Raw genomic sequence first — 18,476 nt, 5'->3', positions numbered from 1 at the left:
AAAAACATATATTAGCTATCCAAACGATCTCCCTGCAATTCACATTCGCGGCGAGGTCGGCTAACTTGGAACCCGTCCAACACGGGAGCGCACCCAAGTGCGCTGAGAGGACGGCTGGATGGGCCGTCGACCGTACGAACCTGACCGGGTAATGCCGGCGTAGGGAGATCTGTTGATGACTGTTTCTGTTTCCGTCGATTCCGTGACGACCGGCCCCATCGCGGGCAGCTCCAAGGTCTACACCGAGCGCGGCGTTCCGCTGCGCCGCGTGCACCTGACCACCGGGGAGCATTTCGACCTGTACGACACGTCCGGGCCGTACACCGACGCCAACGCCACCATCGACCTGGAGAAGGGCCTGCCGCCCCGGTCAGGGGTGGTGCGTGAGCGTGGCACCCAGCTGCAGCGGGCCCGCGCCGGCGAGATCACCGCGGAGATGGCGTTCATCGCCGAACGCGAGGGCATGCCCGCCGAGCTGGTGCGCGACGAGGTGGCCCGCGGCCGCGCCGTCATCCCGGCCAACCACAACCACCCCGAATGCGAACCGATGATCATCGGCAAGGCCTTCGCGGTGAAGGTCAACGCCAATATCGGCAACTCCGCGGTGAGCAGCTCGATCGCCGAAGAGGTCGACAAGATGGTGTGGGCCACCCGGTGGGGCGCGGACACCATCATGGACCTGTCCACCGGGCGCGATATCCACCTGACCCGCGAGTGGATCCTGCGCAACTCCCCCGTGCCGGTCGGCACCGTGCCGATCTACCAGGCCCTGGAGAAGGTCAACGGCGATCCCACCAAACTCACCTGGGAGATGTACCGCGACACCGTGATCGAGCAGTGCGAGCAGGGCGTGGACTACATGACCGTGCATGCCGGGGTGCTGCTGCGCTACATCCCGCTGACCGTCAAGCGGGTCACCGGCATCGTCAGTCGCGGCGGATCGATCATGGCCGCCTGGATGCTGGCGCAGCACCGGGAATCGTTCCTGTACGAGAACTTCGGTGAACTGTGCGAGATCCTGGCCCGCTACGACGTCACCTTCTCCCTCGGTGACGGCCTGCGCCCTGGCTCGATCGCCGACGCCAACGACGCCGCGCAGTTCGCCGAGTTGGAGACCCTCGGTGAACTCACCAAGATCGCGAAATCCCATGGCGTGCAGGTGATGATCGAAGGCCCCGGCCACGTGCCGATGCACAAGATCGTCGAGAACGTACGCCTGGAGGAAGAACTCTGCGAGGAGGCCCCGTTCTACACGCTGGGCCCGCTGGCCACCGATATCGCGCCGGCCTACGACCACATCACCAGCGCGATCGGGGCGGCCATCATCGCCCAGGCCGGCACCGCGATGCTGTGCTACGTGACCCCGAAGGAGCACCTGGGCCTGCCCGACCGCAAGGACGTCAAGGACGGGGTGATCGCCTACAAGATCGCCGCACACGCCGCCGATCTGGCCAAGGGGCACCCGCGGGCGCAGGAACGCGACGACGCACTGTCGCTGGCGCGCTTCGAATTCCGTTGGCACGACCAGTTCGCGCTGTCGCTGGATCCGGACACCGCGCGCGAGTTCCACGACGAGACGCTGCCCGCCGAACCGGCCAAGACCGCGCACTTCTGCTCGATGTGCGGGCCGAAGTTCTGCTCGATGCGGATCACCCAGGACATCCGCGACGCGATGGACCAGAAATCGGAGGAGTTCGCGGAGCAGGGGAACCGCGTGTATCTACCCTTGACCTCATGAGCTTTCTGCCATTGACCCCGCCCGGGCAGACGCCGCACCGGGTGATGACCATCGCCGGAAGCGATTCCGGCGGCGGGGCGGGCATCCAGGCCGACCTGCGCACCTTCGCGATGCTGGGGCTGCACGGGTGCGTCGCGGTCACCGCCGTCACCGTGCAGAACTCGGTGGGCGTCAAGGGCTTTCACGAGATCCCGGTGGATGTCATCGCCGGCCAGATCGAGGCGGTGGCCGGTGATATCGGCATCGAGGCCGCCAAGACCGGCATGCTGGCCTCGGCCGAGATCATCGGCGCCGTGGCCGCCACCTGGCGTGGGCTCGACGGCGACATCCCGCTGGTGGTCGATCCGGTGTGCGCGTCCATGCACGGTGACCCGCTGCTGCATCCGTCGGCACTGGATTCGGTGCGCCACGACCTGTTCCCGATCGCCACCCTGGTGACCCCGAACCTCGACGAGGTGCGGCTGATCACCGGGATCGAGGTGGTGGACCCCGCCAGCCAGCGCGACGCCGCCAAGGCCCTGCACGCGCTGGGGCCGCGCTGGGCCCTGGTCAAGGGTGGGCATCTGCGGTCCTCGGCGCACAGCCCCGATCTGCTGTACAACGGCACCGATTTCTACGAGTTCGACGTCGAACGCGTCGACACGGGGCATGACCACGGGGCGGGCGACACCCTGGCCGCGGCCACCACCTGCGCGCTGGCGCACGGCTACACCGTGCCCGACGCGGTCGCCTTCGCCAAACGCTGGATCACCGAATGTCTCAGGGCCGCATACCCGTTGGGGCACGGGCACGGCCCGGTGAATGCGCTGTTCAGGTTGCAACATGAGTCTTGAGGACCTGGCCGGCGTGGCGCACGAGCCCGACGGCACCCCGAAAGGGGTCGTGGTACTCACCCACGGCGCCGGCGGCAACCGGGACTCCCCGCTGCTGATCCGCATCTGCGACGAGTGGGCCCGCACCGGGTTCCTGGCCGTGCGCTACAACCTGCCCTACCGGCGGCGCCGCCCCAAGGGGCCGCCGTCGGGCTCGGCCAGCGCCGATCAGGACGGTATCGCCGAGGCGATCGGGTGGGCCCGAAGCCTGGGCCACGGGCCGGTGCTCGCCGGCGGACATTCCTACGGCGGGCGGATGACGTCCATGGTCGCCGCCGGGCCGGACGGCCCGGATGTGCTCACCCTGTTCTCCTATCCCCTGCACCCGCCGGGCAAGCCGGAGCGGGCCCGCACCGAGCATCTGCCCCGGATCACCGTGCCCACGGTGTTCACCCACGGCACCGCGGACCCGTTCGGCGGCATCGACGAGATCAGGGCCGCCGCGGCGCTGGTCGCCGGGCCCAGCACCGTCGTCGAGATCACCGGCGCCCGGCATGATCTGGCCTCCAAGACCTTGGACGTTCCTGTGCTCGCGGTCGCCGCCGCGGTTATCGTCATTCCATGACGCAGCCGCCATACGGGGCACCGCCACCGCCGCCGCAGCCGTATTCGTACGGGTACGGCTACCCGTACCAGGCGCCGCCCCCACCGCCACGCAAGACCCGGTGGGGTCTGATCATCGGGCTGATCGCCGGTGGGTTCGTGCTGCTGGCCGCCCTCGGCGTGGTGGCAATCGTGTTGCTGGTCAAGAACTCCGATGTGGTGGACGCCGCCGAGATCGGCATGGGCGACTGCCTCGGCGAGATCCCGTCGGACTCCAGCCTGGTGTCGTCGGTGAAGACCGTCGCCTGCACCGAACCGCACAAGGGCGAGGTGTTCGCCGTCATCACCGTGCCGGGTGACGACTTCCCGGGTCAGGACAAGATCATCGGCTACCAGGACAAATGCCAGCCCGCGCTGGAGGCGTATTCGTCCGCGGCCATGGAGGATCCCGAGGTCGGCATGTTCGTGCTGTATCCGACCGAGGCGTCCTGGAAACGCGGTGACCGCGCCGTCACGTGCATCGCGACCACCGACACCCCGAGGACCGGATCGCTCAAGAATTGACGTGCGGTACCGTCGGTCCCGTGTCCGAGAAGAAGAAGTCCCCGGCCGTCGTCCTCACCGGACTGGCCTTCGCGGGAACCGGTGTCGCACATTTCGTCGCCCCGCAGCTGTTCGAGTCGATCACCCGGCCCGCGTTCCCGCGTGACACCGATCGCCACATCAAGACCAACGGCGGCATCGAGACCGCCATCGGCGTCGGCCTGCTGATCCCGAAGACCCGCAAGCTGGCCAAGATCGGCTCGCTGGGCTACGTCGGCTACCTGGCCGCCAACGCGATTCGCAACCGCTAGCGCGGTCAGTCCACCAGGACCGCGGCGGCACCGCTCATATGCTCGCGCACCGTTGCCGCGGCCCGTGCCGCATCGCCGGATTCGATGGCGTCGACGATGTCGAGGTGACGCTTGGCGTCCATGTTCTTCAGGGCGCGGTCCACTCCGGCGAACATGATGGACATCCGGATGCTGCCCTCCAGAGACGTCCAGGAGTGCAGGAGCGTCTCGTTGCCCGACAGGTGACACATGGTGCGGTGGAATTTCAGGTCCGCCTCGATGCGGTCCTCGAGATTGGCCGCGGCCCAGCGTTCCATCTCGGCCACCGCCCCGCGCAGCTCGGTGACGGCGCCCGAACGATCGGGTCGTGACGCCAGCGCATGCGCGGCAAGTGATTCCAACGCGGCCCGGACGTCGAAGATGTCCCTGATCTCCTTGGTGTCCAGGTGGCGCACCGACAACCGGCCGCGGGCGCCTGCCGAGATCAGCCCCTCCTGCTGAAGTTGGCGCATGGCCTCGCGCAGCGTGCCGCGGCTGATCTGCAGCGCCTCGGAGAGGTCGGTCTCCACCAGATGGGTGCCGGGGCGCAGCTGGCCGGTGGTGATAGCACGCCGCAACGCGGAGAGGGCCTGCTCGCGCAGGCTCGTCTTCTCCAGGCGCAGCAGCGACGGGGAGTCCACCGACATGATCGCCTCGCTCATTGTCAACATTTGGCTGTCGACAGCGATCCTACAGTCGGTCCAGGACGGCCGCGACAACACGCGCCGTCGACAGCCCGTAGCGTTCGTGCAGCGTGGGCAGGGCGCCGGCCGCCAGGAACTCGTCGGGCAGCGCGACCGGCACCACCGTCGTGCGCACCCCGGCCCGCACCGCCGCGGCCGCCACCGTCTCGAACAGCCCGCCGACGACGGTGTGGTTCTCCAGGGTCACCGCCAACCGGTCCGAATTCAGCTCGCGCAGCACGGTTTCGGCGTCGAAGGGCTTGAGCGTCGGGGTGTGCACGACGGCGACGTCGACATGGTGCGCGGCGAGCTGCTCGGCCGCCTGCAGAGCCCGCATGGTCATCAGCCCGCTGGAGACGAACACCACGTCGTTACCGGGGCGCAGCACCTTGGCCTTGCCGAGCTCGAAGGTGTAGTCGTACTCGTCCAGCACCGCGGGCACCTGCCCGCGCAGCAGCCGCAGGTAGGTGGGCCCGGGGTACGCGGCCAGCTGCGGCACGGCCGCGGTGATGTCGACCGCATCGCAGGGATCGACGATGGTCAGCCCCGGCATCCCGCGGAAGATCGCGACATCCTCGGTGGCCTGATGCGACGGCCCGTAGCCCGTCGTCAGACCGGGCAGCCCACCGACGATGTTGACGTTGAGATTCGGTTCGGCGATATCCAGGCAGATGAAGTCATAGGCCCGGCGCGCAGCGAACACCGAATACGTTGAGGCGAAGGGGATCAGCCCGGTCTCGGCCATCCCGGCGGCAGCTCCGAACAACAGTTGCTCGGCCATGCCCATCTGGAAAAACCGCTGCGGGAACGCCGCGGCGAAGATGTGCATATCGGTGTACTTGCCCAAATCGGCGGTCAGTCCGACGATTCGCTCATCCGCCTCGGCCGCGGCCACCAGGGCATGCCCGAACGGCGCGGGGATGGTGCGCTGACCGGGGTCGGCGAACGAGGCGATCATCGCCGACGTGCGCAGTGCGGTGCTCACAACAGTGCTCCCTCTTGATAACCGGCGGTCAGCTGCTCGCGGCAGACCTGCCATTCGTCGGCGTCGATGCGCATGAAATGCGCCTTCTCCCGGGTTTCCAACAGCGGGACACCCCGGCCGATCCTGGTATCACACAAGATCACCGACGGCCGGTCGGGCCCTACCGCATCGAAGGCCGCCAGCAGCGCGTCGACATCGTTGCCGTCGACACGTTGCACCTGCCAGCCGCAGGCCGCCCACTTGTCGGGCACCGGTTCGGTGCGCAGCACGCCGGCGGTGGGGCCGTCGGCCTGCAGCGCGTTGATGTCGACCATCCCGATCAGATTGCCCAGACCATGATGCGCGGCGCCCATGGCGGCCTCCCACGTCGAGCCCTCGTCGAGTTCACCGTCGGACAGGAAGTTGATCACCCGCGCCGGCGAACCCTGGTACCGGAGCCCGAGTGCCATGCCGACCGCGATGGTGAGCCCGTGGCCCAGCGAGCCGCCGGAGATCTCCATTCCCGGCGTGTAGCTGGCCATTCCGGACATCGGCAGCCGTGACCCGTCCGAACCGTAGGACTGCAGTTCGGCGGTATCGATGATGCCGGCCTCGGCGAGTGCCGCGTACAGGCCGATGGCGTAATGCCCGGTGGACAGCAGGAAGCGGTCCCGCCCCTCCCAGCCCGGATTGTCCGGGCGAAAACGCAATTGGTCGACATACACGGTGGCCAGCATGTCGGCGGCGCCGAGCGCCTGACCGACATAGCCCTGACCCTGTGCCTCACCCATGTCCAGCACGTGGTGGCGCATCCGGTAGGCGGCCGCACGTACCCGCTGCGCGCGCATCAGGCGGCCAGCGCGTGGTTGGTGGCGATCGCCCGATCGGCGGCGGCACGCTCGGCGGGACCCCAGGTCTCCCGGGTGACCAGCGCGGCACACAACCCGATCGCGGCATACGCCGAGAACAGCAGAGCCGGTCCCGCCCAGCCGAATCCCTCGAACAGCAGCGTGGTGATGAACGGCGTGAAACCGGAGACCATGGCCGAGATCTGGTAGGCCAGCGAGGCACCGGAGGCGCGGGTGTTGGCGGTGAACAGCTCGGGGAACCAGGCACCCTGCGCTCCGGCGAGGGCGTTCTGGCTCACGCCGTAGGCCACCACGAAGGTCGCGACGATGAGTGCGAACAGACCCGTGTTCACCAGCACGAACATCAGCACGCCGAACGGAATGCCGAACGCGCACACCCAGATGTACACCGGCCGACGCCCCACCTTGTCGGTCAGCCGGGCCCATGCCACGGTGGCCAGGATGCCCAGCGCGGCGGCGATGCACAGCGCGACAAGGGTTTCGGTGGCCGTGGCCAGCTTCGCACTCTTGAGGTACGAGATCATGTAGGTGATGGACACCGCGTACCCGGCCGTCTCCGCGACTCGTAGGCCGATGCCGCGCAAGATGTTCCGCCAATCGCTCTTGACCACCTCGACGATCGGTGCCCGGACGATGGCGCCCTTGTCCTTGACATCGGTGAACACCGGGGACTCGGGCACCCTGGCCCGGATGATCAGCCCGACCGCCACCAGCACGATGCTCGCCAGGAAGGGGACCCGCCACGCCCAGTCACCGCCGAGGTGCACGCTGACCAGGAAGACCAGATTGGCCAGCAGCAGACCAACCGGGAAACCGGCCTGCACGATGCCGGTGTAGCGCCCCTTCTCCTTCCACGGCGCGTGCTCGTAGCTCATCAGGATCGCGCCACCCCATTCGGCACCGAACGCCAGGCCCTGGATGATCCGCACGGTCACCAGCAATGCGGGCGCCAGCACGCCGACGGCGGCATAGGTCGGCAACAGTCCGATGGCGAAGGTGGCCAGACCCATGACGATCAGCGAGGCGACCAGGACTGGCTTGCGTCCGACCTTGTCGCCGAGATGTCCGCCGATGATGCCGCCGAGGGGCCGCGCCGCGAAGCCCACGCCGAGGGTGGCGAAAGCGGCCAGGGTGCCCGCCACCGGGCTGGAGTGGGGGAAGAAGGCGGTACCGAAGTAGAGCGCGGCCGCGGTACCGAAGCCGATGAAGTCATAGGTTTCGATGACGGCGCCGACGGCCGAACCGACCGCGACGCGCCTGGCGTCCTTGGTGCCGTGCACGGGACCCCGCATCTTCAGAGCGTCGTCGCTCATGAGTGCATCCTTTCAAATCCGGCTCTACCTGGACAGTCCGTTCACTGTCGACGGTCAACAGTGCGGTAGGACACCTAGTGTGATCGCGCCCACATCTAATGTCAACAGTCAACACAAACTTTTAGTCGCCAGTTGACTGTCAACAGTTGCCTGACCTACTGTGGTCACGGTCACAACCTCCGAGGAAAGGGGCCGCGGTGCCGACCACCCGCTTCGACGCGCGGCTGGGCTGCTCGACGATCAGCTTCCGGCACCAACCGCTGCCCGCCGCCCTGGACACCATCGCCGGCCTGGGATTCACCGAAATCGACCTCGGCGCGCTGCCCGGGGTGTGCGACCACGTGCCCTATGTGCTCGACGCCGCCGCCGTCACCGAGGTGGCAGCCACCGTCGCGGCCTCCGGCCTGACCGTGCGCTCCGTCAACGGCGACATCGGTGACCTCAACCGGCCGCTCAGCGCCGCCGGGCGCGCCGAGCGGGACCGGCATCTGGCCCTGCTCCTCGAGCTGACGGCGGCGACAGGCGCCACCGCCCTGGTGCTGCCGTGCGGGGCGCTACGGCACCAGCCGGTCGACACCCTGGACCGCGATCTCGATGCCGTCGCCGCCGAACTGGCGGCCGCCGCACGGGTGGCCGCGGCCCACGGTGTGGCGCTGTGGACCGAATCCCTGCACGTGCACCGGCTGTGCTGCACCCTCGAACGAGCGCAGCGACTCACCGACCGGCTGTCACCCCACGTCGGCATCGTCATGGATTTCAGCCACATCGTCGCCTCCGGCGCCGACCCGGTCCGATTCGTCACCCTGTTCGGGCCCCGGATCAGTCACGTCCACATCCGGGACGCGGTGCCCGGCAACATCAACCTGTCCGTCGGTCGCGGGCAGGTGGACTTCGACCGCGGGCTCAAGGCCCTCGCCGACCTCGGTTTCGCCGGCCACTTCTCGCTGGAGCTGGAAACCCGCGACGTCACCCACGACCAACGCCCGGCGGCCGCAGTCGCAGCGGGGCAACTGATTTCGCAACTGATATAGAAGGAGTCACCACCATGAGCGTGCAACTCACCGCCGTCGTCACCGGCGCCACCTCCGACAAGGGCATCGGCATGACCGTCGCGCAGCGCTATGCCCGCGAGGGCCGGGCCGTCGTGGTCCTCGACCTGGACGGTGAGCGCTCGGCGAAGGTTGCCGCCGACATCGGCAACCAGTTCGCCGTGCCGGCCTTCGGCCACGCCGTCGACGTCACCTCGGAGGAGTCCGTCACCGCCGCGTACCAGGCCGTCGCCGCCGAGGTGGCCGCCGGCAATCTGCCGGTGGTCGGGGCGCTGGCCAACATTGCAGGGATCACCTCCCCCACCCCCTTCCTGGAGACCACCCTGGACCTCTGGAACACCGTCATGGCCGTCAACGCCACCGGGACCTATTTGGTGACAAGGGCTTTCCTGCCCGACATGATCGACGCCGGCTGGGGCCGCATCGTCAACATGTCCTCGGTGTCGGCACAGCGCGGCGGCGGCGTCTTCGGCAAGGTGCCCTACTCCTCGGCGAAGGCCGCCATCCTCGGCTTCACCAAATCACTGGCCCGCGAGATCGCGCACACCGGCGTCACCGTCAACGCCGTCACCCCCGGCGCGGTGGACACCAACATCCGCGTCGGATCCACGGCCGAGCAAGAGGCCAAGCTGGCCGCCGACATCCCCGTGGGCCGCACCGCGACCACCGAAGAGGTGGCCGCCGTCATCACCTTCCTGTCCAGCCAGGACGCCAGCTACCTCACCGGCACCACCGTCGACATCAACGGCGGCAGTCACATTCACTGACAGGACGGGAGATGACGCGACTGTTGAACGATTCAGGCTGATCAACGGTTGCGGAACGCCTCCACCGCGGTGGGCAGCGTCGGGTACATCGGGGACTGGAAACCCGCGGCCCGTAGATCGTCGAGCAGGTCCTGTTTGACCCGCGCCATGGCGAACACGATGCCGCGCGCGGTCAGGTCGGCCCGCAATTGTTCCAACACGTCGACCGCGGTGAGGTCGGGATCCACGTTGGCCTCGGCGTTGTAGACGAACCACTCGACGGGAGCGCCGGCCTGGTCCACCGCGGCCATCGCCCGGGACCGGAAATCCTCGGCGTTGGCGAAGAACAGCGGTGCGTCGTAGCGGTACACCACCAGCCCGGGCACCGGTTCGGCGTCGGGATAGTCGTCCACATCGTGCATGCCGGGCAAGCCGGGCACGTACCCGAGCACGCTGTCATGCGGGCGGGCGATCCGGCGCAGCATGTCCAGCAGCGACAGCGCGATCGCCACCAGCACCCCGTAGAGCACGCCCAGACCCAGCACCGCCACGGTGGTCGCCACCGCGAGAATCAGCTCACTGCGCCGGAACCGGGCCAGCCGGCGGAACTCCCCGGTATCGACCAGCCGGACCGCGGCGTAGACCACCAGGGCGCCCAGGGCGGCGATGGGAAAGTGCTCCGGCAGGCCACGCCCGGCGATCATCACCACGATCACGGTGGCCAGCATCACCAGGGAGTACAGCTGGGTGCGGCTGCCGACGGTATCCCCCAGCGCGGTGCGGCTGCCGCTGGAACTGACCGGAAAGCCTTGGCTCAGGCCGGCACTCAGGTTACAGACGCCCAGCGCCCGCAGCTCGGCGTTGGCATCGATGGACTCACCCTTGCGGGCGGCGAAAACCCGTGCCGTCAGGGCGTTGTCGGAAAACGCCACCACCGCGATACCGCAGGCCGGCACCAGCAGCGTCGCGAGGTCGGACACCGACACATCCGGCAGACCGGGCACCGCGAAACCCGCCGGGATGGCGCCGACCACGCGGATCCCGTACTCGGGCAAGCCAAGCGCCCACGCCACCGCGGTGGCCAGCAACACCGCCACCAGGGGGCCGGGGAACCGCGGGGACAGCCGGTACATGACCACCAGCAGGGCCAGCACGGCGGTCGCGAGGGCCAGCGTGGGCCAATGCACGCCGCCCAGTCCGACCGCGAAAGACCGTATCTGGTCCACGAATTCGTCGCCGTGCACCTGCACCCCGGTGACCTTGCCCAGCTGGCCGCCGATCATGATGACGGCGACACCGGTCATGTACCCGACCAGGACGGGCCGCGACAGCAGGTCGGCCAGGAAGCCCAGCCGGCACCATCCCGCGATCAGGCAGAGCGCGCCCACCAGCAGCGCCAAGCCGGCCGCCAGGGCGGCGTAGCGGGCGGCGTCGGTGATCGCCAGCGGGGCCAGCGCGGTGGCGGTCATCAGCGCCGTGGTGGATTCCGGCCCCACCGACAACTGGCGCGAGGATCCCAGCACCGCGTATACCGCCAGCGGCAGCAGCGAGGCCCACAGCCCGGCAACGGGTGGCAGCCCGGCCACCGTGGCATAGGCCATCACCTGGGGCACCAGGTACGCGGCGACGGTGACACCGGCGAGCACGTCACCGCGCAGCCACTCCCCCTGATACTGTGCGCGGCGCCCGCTCATGGTGTGTAGTCAACTACGTGAGCACACTGCGTTGGAAGTACGTCGAGTCCCGCAACGACGGTCAGTTCGTCGTCGCCCCCGATGAGAGGCTGAGCTGGCCGCGGACCATCGGCATCGGCGCCCAGCATGTGGTGGCGATGTTCGGTGCCACCTTCCTGGTGCCGGTGCTGACCGGTTTCCCGCCCGCCACCACCCTGCTGTTCTCCGGGGTGGGCACCATCGCCTTCCTGCTCATCACCGGCAACCGGCTGCCCAGCTATCTGGGTTCCAGCTTCTCGGTGATCGCGCCCGTCACCGCGGCCGTCGCCGCCCATGGAACCGGCAGCGCGCTGGGCGGTTTGGTGGCGGTGGGTCTGCTGCTCATCGTGATCGGCGTGGTCGTGCACGTGGTCGGCACGCACTGGATCGACGTGTCCCTGCCGCCGGTGGTGACCGGTGCCATCGTCGCGCTGATCGGTTTCAACCTGGCGCCGGCCGCCAAGAACAACTTCGAGAAGGGCCCACTGGTCGGCATCGTCACGCTGGTGCTGTTGGTCGGCACGCTTGCGTTCTTCAAGGGGCTGGTCGGGCGGCTGGCGATCTTCCTGGCGGTGGTGATCGGCTATCTGCTGGCGCTGGCGCTCGGCGAGGTGGACACCGCGGCGATCGCGGCGGCGCCCTGGATCGGGCTACCGCAGTTCCAGACGCCCTCGTTCGACGTGTCGGTGCTGCCGCTGTTCCTGCCCGCGGTGATCGCGCTGGTCGCCGAGAACATCGGGCACGTCAAGTCGGTCGGCCAGATGACCGGTACGGACCTGGATCCGGTGCTGGGCCGCGCGCTGGCCGCCGACGGGGTGGCCACCGTGCTGGCCGGTGCCGGCGGCGGATCGGCCACCACCACCTACGCCGAGAACATCGGCGTGATGGCGGCGACGCGGATCTATTCGACCGCCGCGTACTGGGTGGCCGCCGCGGTGGCGATCGTATTGTCGTTGTGCCCCAAGGTCGGTGCCACCATCTCGGCCATCCCGCCCGGTGTGCTGGGCGGCGCGACGATCGTGCTCTACGGCCTGGTCGGGGTGCTGGGTATCCGGATCTGGCTGACCAACCACGTGGACTTCTCGCTGCCGGTGAACCAGATGACCGCGGCCATCCCGCTGATCATCGGGATCGCCGACTTCACCTGGCAGATCGGCTCATTGACGTTCACCGGCATCGCGCTGGGCGCCATCGCGGCGCTGGTGGTGTACCACGGGATGCGACTGCTGGGCGCGCCCAGCCGCCGCGAATCTAGTGAGCCAGTGCATTGACGATCCGGGAGAACACCGCCGGCAGCGCCGCCGAGGCCGGGGTGACGCCGGTGCGGATCGGCCCGATGGCGGTGGCCTGCAACAGGGCCGCCGTCAGAAACCGGTAGCGCCGGGTCAGCGCCCGCCATCGACGGTCGTAGTCGGCGGTGCTGCCGGTGACCAGGCAGTCGACCAGGAGTTCGGCCGCGCCGAACGCCAGCCCCATCCCCTCGCCGGTCAGCGCGTCGACGTACCCCGCGGCGTCACCGACCAGCAGCACCCGCCCGGCGGTGCGGTGCCGGACCCGTTGGCGCAGCGGTCCGGCCGCCCGGTCCTGGCCGTGCGGCAGTCCGCCGATCCGGTCCGCCAGGGCGGGGAACTGGCGCAGGTGTTCGTCGAATCCGCCACGGGTCGACTTCAGGATGGCGACGCCGACGCAGTCCGGGCTCACCGGGGTCACATAGGCTTCCGCAGCTTGTGCTGTATTGCCCTCCTCGGCTCCCCGTCCCCAGTACACCTCGACGCAATCCGACCACGGCGCGATCTGCACGTGCCGCCGGATTCCCCACCTGCGCCTGGATGCCTCGCCCGCCGACAATCCCATCGCCCGCCGGATCGGTGAATGCAGGCCGTCGGCGGCGGCCAGGTAGCGGGCGCGGAAGCCGGCCGCCGAGACCGATTCGGCGTCCTGGGTGACGGTCCCGACGTCACCGTGCACCACCCGCACCCCGGCCGCGGCCGCCGCGTCGGCCAATCCGGCATGCAGCACCGTCCGGCGCACGCCGCGGCCGGGGCCGTGCCGGAACCGTGCCTCGGCGGTGCGCTTGCCGTCCAGATAGCGGATGCCGTAGAACGGTTCGCCCTGCGGCTCGACCCCGATGCGCCGCAGGTGTGCCAGCGAATGCGGCATCAGGCCTTCCCCGCACGCCTTGTCGATCGGGCCGCGGCGGTGTTCGACCACCACCACCTCCAGACCCGCCCGGGCGGCGTGCACCGCCGTGGCCAGCCCGGCCGGCCCGCCGCCCGCAACGAGCAGATCGATCACGACAAGCTCTGCAACGCCGCGTTCTCGACGCGGATCCTGGTGCGCAGCAACGCCGCATTGGCGGCCGAGAAGATCAGCGCGGTGACCCAGGCGCCGCCGACCAACGGCAGTGCCGCCCCTTCGAGCACCACCGCCACATAGTTCGGGTGCGGGATGACGCGGTACGGGCCGCCGGTCACCCGCGCGGCACCCGGCACCACCACCACCCTGGTGTTCCACTGTTTGCCCAGCGTGGTGATGCACCACCAGCGCAACGCCTGGGCGACCACCACCACCCAGAACGCCGGCCACACCCAGCGTCTGCGTGCCCGCGCCTCGGCGACCGCACCGACCAGCAGCCCGGTGTGCAGGGCCACCATCACGGGGTAGTGCCCGGCACCGAACTCCTTGCCGCCGTGGGCTTTGCTCCACTCCAGGTTGCGGTTGGACACCACCAGCTCGGCCACCCGCTCGACGGCCACCAGCAGGATCAGCGTGAGAAAACCTCGCATGGCGATCAGCGCCACCGCAGCAGGACGAGTTCGGAGCAGAAGCCCGGCCCCATGGCCATCAGGACACCGGGGGTACCGGCGGGCGGGCGTTTGCGGATGGTGTCGCGCAGCACGTGCAGCACCGATGACGACGACAGATTGCCGACCTCGGCCAGTGACTGCCAGGTCAGGTCGAGCGCGTCCGAGGGCAGGCCGAGGGTGTCGATGATGGCCTCGATCACCTTGGGGCCGCCCGGATGGCTCACCCAGGTGCTCACGTCGTCCACGGTGAGGTCATGGGCGGCAAGGAAACCCGTCACATCGTCACCGAGGTAACGGCCGACGAAGGCGGGCACTTCGGCGCTGAGCACGATCTCGAAACCCTTGGTGCCGATATCCCAGCCCATCGCGTGCAACGAGTCCGGGTACAGGTGGCTGGTCGAGTCCAGCACATCGGGTCCGGTCGGGTCGAGCCGCTCCGCGCGGTCCCGACCGACGGCGACCACGGCGGAAGCGCCGTCCCCGAACAGGGCCCCGGCCACCAGGGTCGGCATCGACGGGTTGTGTTTGCTGGTAAGCGAACACAGCTCCACCGACACCAGCACCGCCACCTTGTCCGGCGCGCCGCGCAGGTAGTCGTGCAGCCGCGCGATGCCCGCGGCACCGGCCACGCAACCCAGCCCGAAGATCGGCAGCCGCCGCACATCGGGGCGCAGGCCCAGCCGGCCGGCGATCCTGGCGTCCAGGGAGGGGACCACCGCCCCGGTGACGGTGGTGGTGATGATCAGGTCGACGTCCTCGGGCCGCAGGCCCGCCTCGTCCAGGGCGCCGGACAGCGCGGCGCACCCGAGATCCGTTGCATGCTCGATGAACAGGTTGTTGGTCTCGCCGAAATCGGTGAGCCGGGCATACTCCTCGATCGGCCGGACCAGATACCTGCTCTGGACCTTGGCACTCTTGTGCAGCGCCCGGACCACCGGCTCGTGCTCCCGGTAGCCGGGCAGGGCCAGCAGCGTCTCGGTGACCTCGTCCTGGGTGTAGCGGTGCGGCGGAAGGACGCCGTGAACTCCGGCGATGGTGCTGTGATTCGACACTTCGGCGACATTAATTCCCATACCCTTGCCACGGGGCGCTACGTCCCGCGGTTCACCGCGGCGCCGGAATCAGATTGTGCCGTCGGTCACTTCGTCGAACTCGACATGCGCGCGGATGCGACCGGTGTCGTCGGTCCAGCCCTTGGATCGTGCGTAACCGATCATCGCGGCCAGGTTCTGCTGCCACTGCGCGTCGCCGCCGCGGCCCGCCAATTCGGTGAGATCACCGGGATCCACCCAGGAGTGTTTTGCCGTCACCACCACCACCTTGAACGCGGTGAAATCCTCTGGCTCACATAGCTGCACGTGCGGCGGGGTGACGCGGGTGTCGATGCGCAGGTACACGACCCTCCTCAGGGTTTGCGGTGCGGCACCCCGTTGGGGCCGTCGGTGGATTGAGCGTAGGTGCCGACGGCGAACGCGATGGCCGGTCCCGTGATCGACAGCGCGCGCCGGTCCACATTGCCGATGCCGTCGCCGGGACCGCCGGCGTTGGGGTCGAACGGCACACCGGCCTTGCCGCCCCACAGCCGGGCCTGCACCGCTGTCTTCTTCTGCTGCGCCCCGGTGGTGACGCCGCCCGCGGGAATCCCGGCCGTCAGGAACGCGCCGTAGTCGGTCAACCGGTCCAACGGCATGTCGGCCGGGCGGACACCGGCCAGATTCAGGTAGCCGGCCAGCGTGCGCTCGATGCCCGCCGAACCGTCGGGCACCGCGGGAATGTCGGGGTTGGCCGGACCGGACTGGTCGCCGTCGAAGGTGAAGTAGCCGGCGTTGGGCGAGCCGAGCGTATCGGCGTCCAGGTACAGCGCGATCTGGGCGCGTTGCCCGGCGTCCAGACCGGCCAGGTATTTGCTTGCCGCGCCGAGATTCTCGGATCCCCAGAAGCTGAACCGGACCGCGTTGGCGATGGCCGGCCGAGAGCCCAGCGCCGTCGCGGTGGCCAGCAGCGCCGCCACGCCGGTGCCGTTGTCGTTCATCCCCGGACTGTTCGGGGCGCTGTCCAGCTGCGCCCCGGCGGCGATCACCTTGCCGGCGTCGCCGGTGTGCGTCTGGGCGATGACGCTGCGCGAGCGCGCCAGCGTGGCCTTGCCGTCCAGGGTCAGGCGCACGGGTGCGTTGGTGCGCCGCAGCGCGGCGTCCGCGGTGCGGTCGATGATCGCGACCGGAACCTTGAGCTGCTGGTAGTACCCCGGCGGGAACAGGCCGGGCACGCCGTCGGTGGCCACCACCAGCAGCCCGGCAGCACCGGCGGCCACCGCAGCGTCCTGTTTGTCGACGACCGAGCAACCGAGGGCGTCGACGATCACCAACGCCCCTCGGACGCTAGGGCCACCGCGGTAGTCGGCCGCCGTGCAGCCCGCCGGTTTGGCCGGCCGGACGCTCACCGCGGTGAGCCCACCCGCCGGGGTGGGTACCAGCGGCGAGCCCTGGTCGACGGGATACCGCCTGCCGGCCACCTCCAGCGTGGGTGCGCCGGGGTCACCGGCGTCCAGCCACTCGAACTCCGGGGTCTGGACGTCGAAACCGTTGTCCCGCAAGACACCGGCTACGTAGTCCACGGCGGCGTCGAAACCCGGTGTGCCCGGTTGGCGGCCTCCGATCTCGTTGAGCTTGTTCAGATGGGTGTACATCGCGTCGGCGGTCACCCGGTCCGCGAGATCGCGGGCCGTCACCGGCGCGGGCGTGGCGGCCGGCGAGCAGGCGGCCAGCGCCGCGGCGGTGCAAGCGACCGCGAGCAGCCGCCTCATGAGCCGGACAGGGGGTGCCGGGTGCGGTCGTCGCGGACCGGAACCCCGTTGCGGCCCCGCTGATCCTGGGCGTACAGCCCGACCGTGTAGGCGACGCCCTTGCCCTGGATGTCCAGCGAGGTGCGGTCGACATGGTCGAGCGTGTCGGTGGCCTTGTGATAGTTCGGGTCGAACGGCTGGTTCGCCTTGCCGCCCCAGAGTCGCGCCTCTTCCTCGGTCATGTCCTCGTCCGCGCCGGAGAACAGCCCGCCGGACGGGATCCCGGCCTTGGTGAAGCCGTCATAGTCGGAGCGGCCGTCGAATGAGGTGTCGCGGGCGGGTTTTCCCGCCGCGTCCAGGTAGGCCACCAGGGTGCGTTCGATGCCTGCCGAGCCCTCCGGCACCCTGGGCACGCTGCCGTCCTTGGCCGGTGGCAGCGACTGGTCACCGTCGTAGGTGAAGTAGGCGGGGTTGGGCGACCCGAGCATGTCGAAATTCAGATACAGCGCAATGTCTTTGAGCTGGTCCACCCCGAGCGTGGAGACATAGTTGTCGGAACCGAGCAGGCCCAGTTCCTCGGCACCCCAGAAGCCGAACCGCACGGCATTGCGCACATCGGGTGAACTACCCATCTGCAGCGCTGTTTCCAGCACGGCGGCCACCCCCGAGCCGTTGTCGTTGATCCCCGGGCCTTCGGGAACGCTGTCCAGGTGGGCACCGACCATCACCACGTCTGCGGCGGAGCCGGTCTTGGTCTGCGCGATGACATTGCGGGTGCGGTCGACGTTGACACCGGCCTTCATGGTCAGGGTCACCGGTCCGGGTGCGGCGCGCAGCCGGGCGCCCTCCGCCTTGGTCACACTCACGACGGGGATCTGCACGTCGGTGTCTTCGCCGAGGGTGCCACCGAATTCGTCACCGTCGACGTTGTTGGCGACAATCAGCGCCACCGCCCCGCGTTTGGCGGCGTTGGCCTGTTTGTCACCGAACGGACAGGTGCCGCGGTCGACCAGCACCACCGCACCGCGGACCGGCAGGCCGTCGTAGTCGGATTCGGCGCAGCCCGGGCTGTCGTCGGCACGCGCGGCGACCAGCGGCCCGCGCACCCCGCCGTCGGGGGTGCCGATGGTGTAGTTCAGCGGCTTGGCAGGCACCCGCGCGCCGGACACGGTGAGCACCGGTTCTTCGGCGAACGGCAGGCGCACCTCGAACTCGGGGGTCTGCACATCGAACCCCTTGTCCCGCAGCGTGTTCGCGACATAGTCGACACTGGCCTGGTATCCGGGGGTGCCCATCGCCCTGGTGCCGTCGTTGGCGTCGGCGATCTGCTGCAGCTTGGTCAGGTGGGCCATCATCGCGTCGGCGGTGACCCGGTCCCGGAGGGTTCCCGCGTACTCCGATGCGGGTGTTTCCGGGGTGGCCGGTGCCGGCGGGGCGGGCTGCTGGTGGCCGCAGCCGACGAGCACCGACGCGACGACCGTGAACAGGGCCGCCTGTGATCTGAGCCGCATAGGACCCCACGGTAG

The 18,476-nt window shown here is 69.1% G+C and carries 19 protein-coding genes and 1 riboswitch; of the genes, 8 read left to right on the top strand and 11 right to left on the bottom strand.

What is annotated here, in order from left to right:
• Positions 1-71: 71 nt before the first annotated feature.
• A riboswitch (TPP riboswitch) is annotated at positions 72-184 on the top strand.
• From thiC to BN977_RS20675, 5 genes are all read left to right on the top strand, one after another.
• On the top strand, positions 176-1,738 hold the full coding sequence (thiC, locus tag BN977_RS20695) for a phosphomethylpyrimidine synthase ThiC (protein ID WP_036401146.1): 1,563 nt from the start codon (positions 176-178) through the stop codon (positions 1,736-1,738). (Overlaps the previous riboswitch by 9 nt.)
• The gene (thiD, locus tag BN977_RS20690) at positions 1,735-2,571 is read left to right on the top strand and encodes a bifunctional hydroxymethylpyrimidine kinase/phosphomethylpyrimidine kinase (protein WP_036401144.1); all 837 of its coding nucleotides are present in this window, start codon (positions 1,735-1,737) and stop codon (positions 2,569-2,571) included. The genes thiC and thiD overlap by 4 nt, the downstream gene beginning before the upstream one ends.
• Positions 2,561-3,175 (top strand): alpha/beta hydrolase family protein, encoded by a 615-nt coding sequence (locus tag BN977_RS20685; RefSeq protein WP_036401142.1) that lies wholly within the window; start codon positions 2,561-2,563, stop codon positions 3,173-3,175. Before thiD ends, BN977_RS20685 begins: the two co-directional genes overlap by 11 nt.
• On the top strand, positions 3,172-3,717 hold the full coding sequence (locus tag BN977_RS20680) for a septum formation family protein (protein WP_036401139.1): 546 nt from the start codon (positions 3,172-3,174) through the stop codon (positions 3,715-3,717). Before BN977_RS20685 ends, BN977_RS20680 begins: the two co-directional genes overlap by 4 nt.
• Before the next feature lie 20 nt (positions 3,718-3,737).
• Positions 3,738-4,007: a DoxX-related protein gene (locus tag BN977_RS20675; RefSeq protein ID WP_036401136.1), complete on the top strand. Its 270-nt coding sequence runs from the start codon at positions 3,738-3,740 to the stop codon at positions 4,005-4,007.
• Between the two features lie 5 nt (positions 4,008-4,012).
• Here the strand turns inward: BN977_RS20675 and BN977_RS20670 are convergent, their stop codons facing one another.
• From BN977_RS20670 to BN977_RS20655, 4 genes are read right to left on the bottom strand one after another with little or no spacing between them, the layout of a single operon-like run.
• Positions 4,013-4,672, bottom strand: a complete 660-nt coding sequence (locus BN977_RS20670; RefSeq protein ID WP_036404041.1) for a GntR family transcriptional regulator — start codon at positions 4,670-4,672, stop codon at positions 4,013-4,015.
• Positions 4,673-4,715: 43 nt separating this feature from the next.
• Positions 4,716-5,666, bottom strand: coding sequence for a transketolase family protein (locus BN977_RS20665; protein ID WP_036404039.1), 951 nt, complete (start codon positions 5,664-5,666; stop codon positions 4,716-4,718).
• 23 nt (positions 5,667-5,689) lie between these two features.
• The gene (locus BN977_RS20660; RefSeq protein WP_036401133.1) at positions 5,690-6,520 is read right to left on the bottom strand and encodes a transketolase; all 831 of its coding nucleotides are present in this window, start codon (positions 6,518-6,520) and stop codon (positions 5,690-5,692) included.
• Positions 6,520-7,854, bottom strand: coding sequence for an MFS transporter (locus tag BN977_RS20655; protein ID WP_036401130.1), 1,335 nt, complete (start codon positions 7,852-7,854; stop codon positions 6,520-6,522). The genes BN977_RS20660 and BN977_RS20655 overlap by 1 nt, the downstream gene beginning before the upstream one ends.
• 197 nt (positions 7,855-8,051) lie before the next feature.
• Between BN977_RS20655 and BN977_RS20650 the strand changes: the two genes are divergently transcribed.
• Both BN977_RS20650 and BN977_RS20645 read left to right on the top strand, forming a co-directional pair.
• Complete coding sequence (locus BN977_RS20650) at positions 8,052-8,885, top strand: sugar phosphate isomerase/epimerase family protein (RefSeq protein ID WP_036401127.1); 834 nt, start codon at positions 8,052-8,054, stop codon at positions 8,883-8,885.
• Between the two features lie 14 nt (positions 8,886-8,899).
• Complete coding sequence (locus BN977_RS20645) at positions 8,900-9,670, top strand: SDR family NAD(P)-dependent oxidoreductase (protein WP_036401125.1); 771 nt, start codon at positions 8,900-8,902, stop codon at positions 9,668-9,670.
• Positions 9,671-9,711: 41 nt separating this feature from the next.
• Here BN977_RS20645 and BN977_RS20640 read toward each other — a convergent pair whose 3' ends face one another.
• Entirely contained in the window at positions 9,712-11,343 is a 1,632-nt protein-coding gene (locus BN977_RS20640; RefSeq protein WP_036401122.1) for a SulP family inorganic anion transporter, read from the bottom strand.
• A gap of 17 nt (positions 11,344-11,360) precedes the next feature.
• On the opposite strand from BN977_RS20640, the gene BN977_RS20635 reads away from it, so the two are divergent.
• Positions 11,361-12,632 (top strand): uracil-xanthine permease family protein, encoded by a 1,272-nt coding sequence (locus BN977_RS20635; protein WP_024451696.1) that lies wholly within the window; start codon positions 11,361-11,363, stop codon positions 12,630-12,632.
• On the opposite strand, the gene BN977_RS20630 is transcribed toward BN977_RS20635, so the two are convergent.
• Genes BN977_RS20630 through BN977_RS20605 form a run of 6 tightly spaced genes read right to left on the bottom strand, consistent with a single transcriptional unit; the run spans position 12,613 to position 18,461 of the window.
• A complete protein-coding gene (locus BN977_RS20630) occupies positions 12,613-13,656 on the bottom strand; it encodes an NAD(P)/FAD-dependent oxidoreductase (RefSeq protein WP_036401119.1) in 1,044 nt (347 codons plus the stop codon). The two genes, BN977_RS20635 and BN977_RS20630, sit on opposite strands and share 20 nt — an antisense overlap.
• On the bottom strand, positions 13,653-14,147 hold the full coding sequence (locus tag BN977_RS20625; protein ID WP_036404037.1) for an isoprenylcysteine carboxyl methyltransferase family protein: 495 nt from the start codon (positions 14,145-14,147) through the stop codon (positions 13,653-13,655). The genes BN977_RS20630 and BN977_RS20625 overlap by 4 nt, the downstream gene beginning before the upstream one ends.
• A gap of 5 nt (positions 14,148-14,152) precedes the next feature.
• A complete protein-coding gene (locus BN977_RS20620) occupies positions 14,153-15,241 on the bottom strand; it encodes a type III polyketide synthase (RefSeq protein WP_024451693.1) in 1,089 nt (362 codons plus the stop codon).
• A gap of 48 nt (positions 15,242-15,289) precedes the next feature.
• A complete protein-coding gene (locus tag BN977_RS20615) occupies positions 15,290-15,565 on the bottom strand; it encodes a hypothetical protein (protein WP_036401116.1) in 276 nt (91 codons plus the stop codon).
• An 8-nt stretch (positions 15,566-15,573) separates the two neighbouring features.
• Positions 15,574-16,971 carry a M28 family peptidase gene (locus BN977_RS20610; protein ID WP_036401114.1) on the bottom strand — a complete coding sequence of 466 codons (1,398 nt, stop codon included), beginning with the start codon at positions 16,969-16,971 and terminating at the stop codon, positions 15,574-15,576.
• Complete coding sequence (locus tag BN977_RS20605) at positions 16,968-18,461, bottom strand: M28 family metallopeptidase (RefSeq protein WP_036401112.1); 1,494 nt, start codon at positions 18,459-18,461, stop codon at positions 16,968-16,970. The genes BN977_RS20610 and BN977_RS20605 overlap by 4 nt, the downstream gene beginning before the upstream one ends.
• Positions 18,462-18,476: the final 15 nt, after the last annotated feature.

Origin of the sequence: Mycolicibacterium cosmeticum (assembly GCF_000613185.1) — a bacterium.
Taxonomy (GTDB): domain Bacteria; phylum Actinomycetota; class Actinomycetes; order Mycobacteriales; family Mycobacteriaceae; genus Mycobacterium; species Mycobacterium cosmeticum.
The sequence above is the reverse complement of the archived record's forward strand: the minus strand, read 5'-3'. Positions and strand labels throughout refer to the sequence as shown.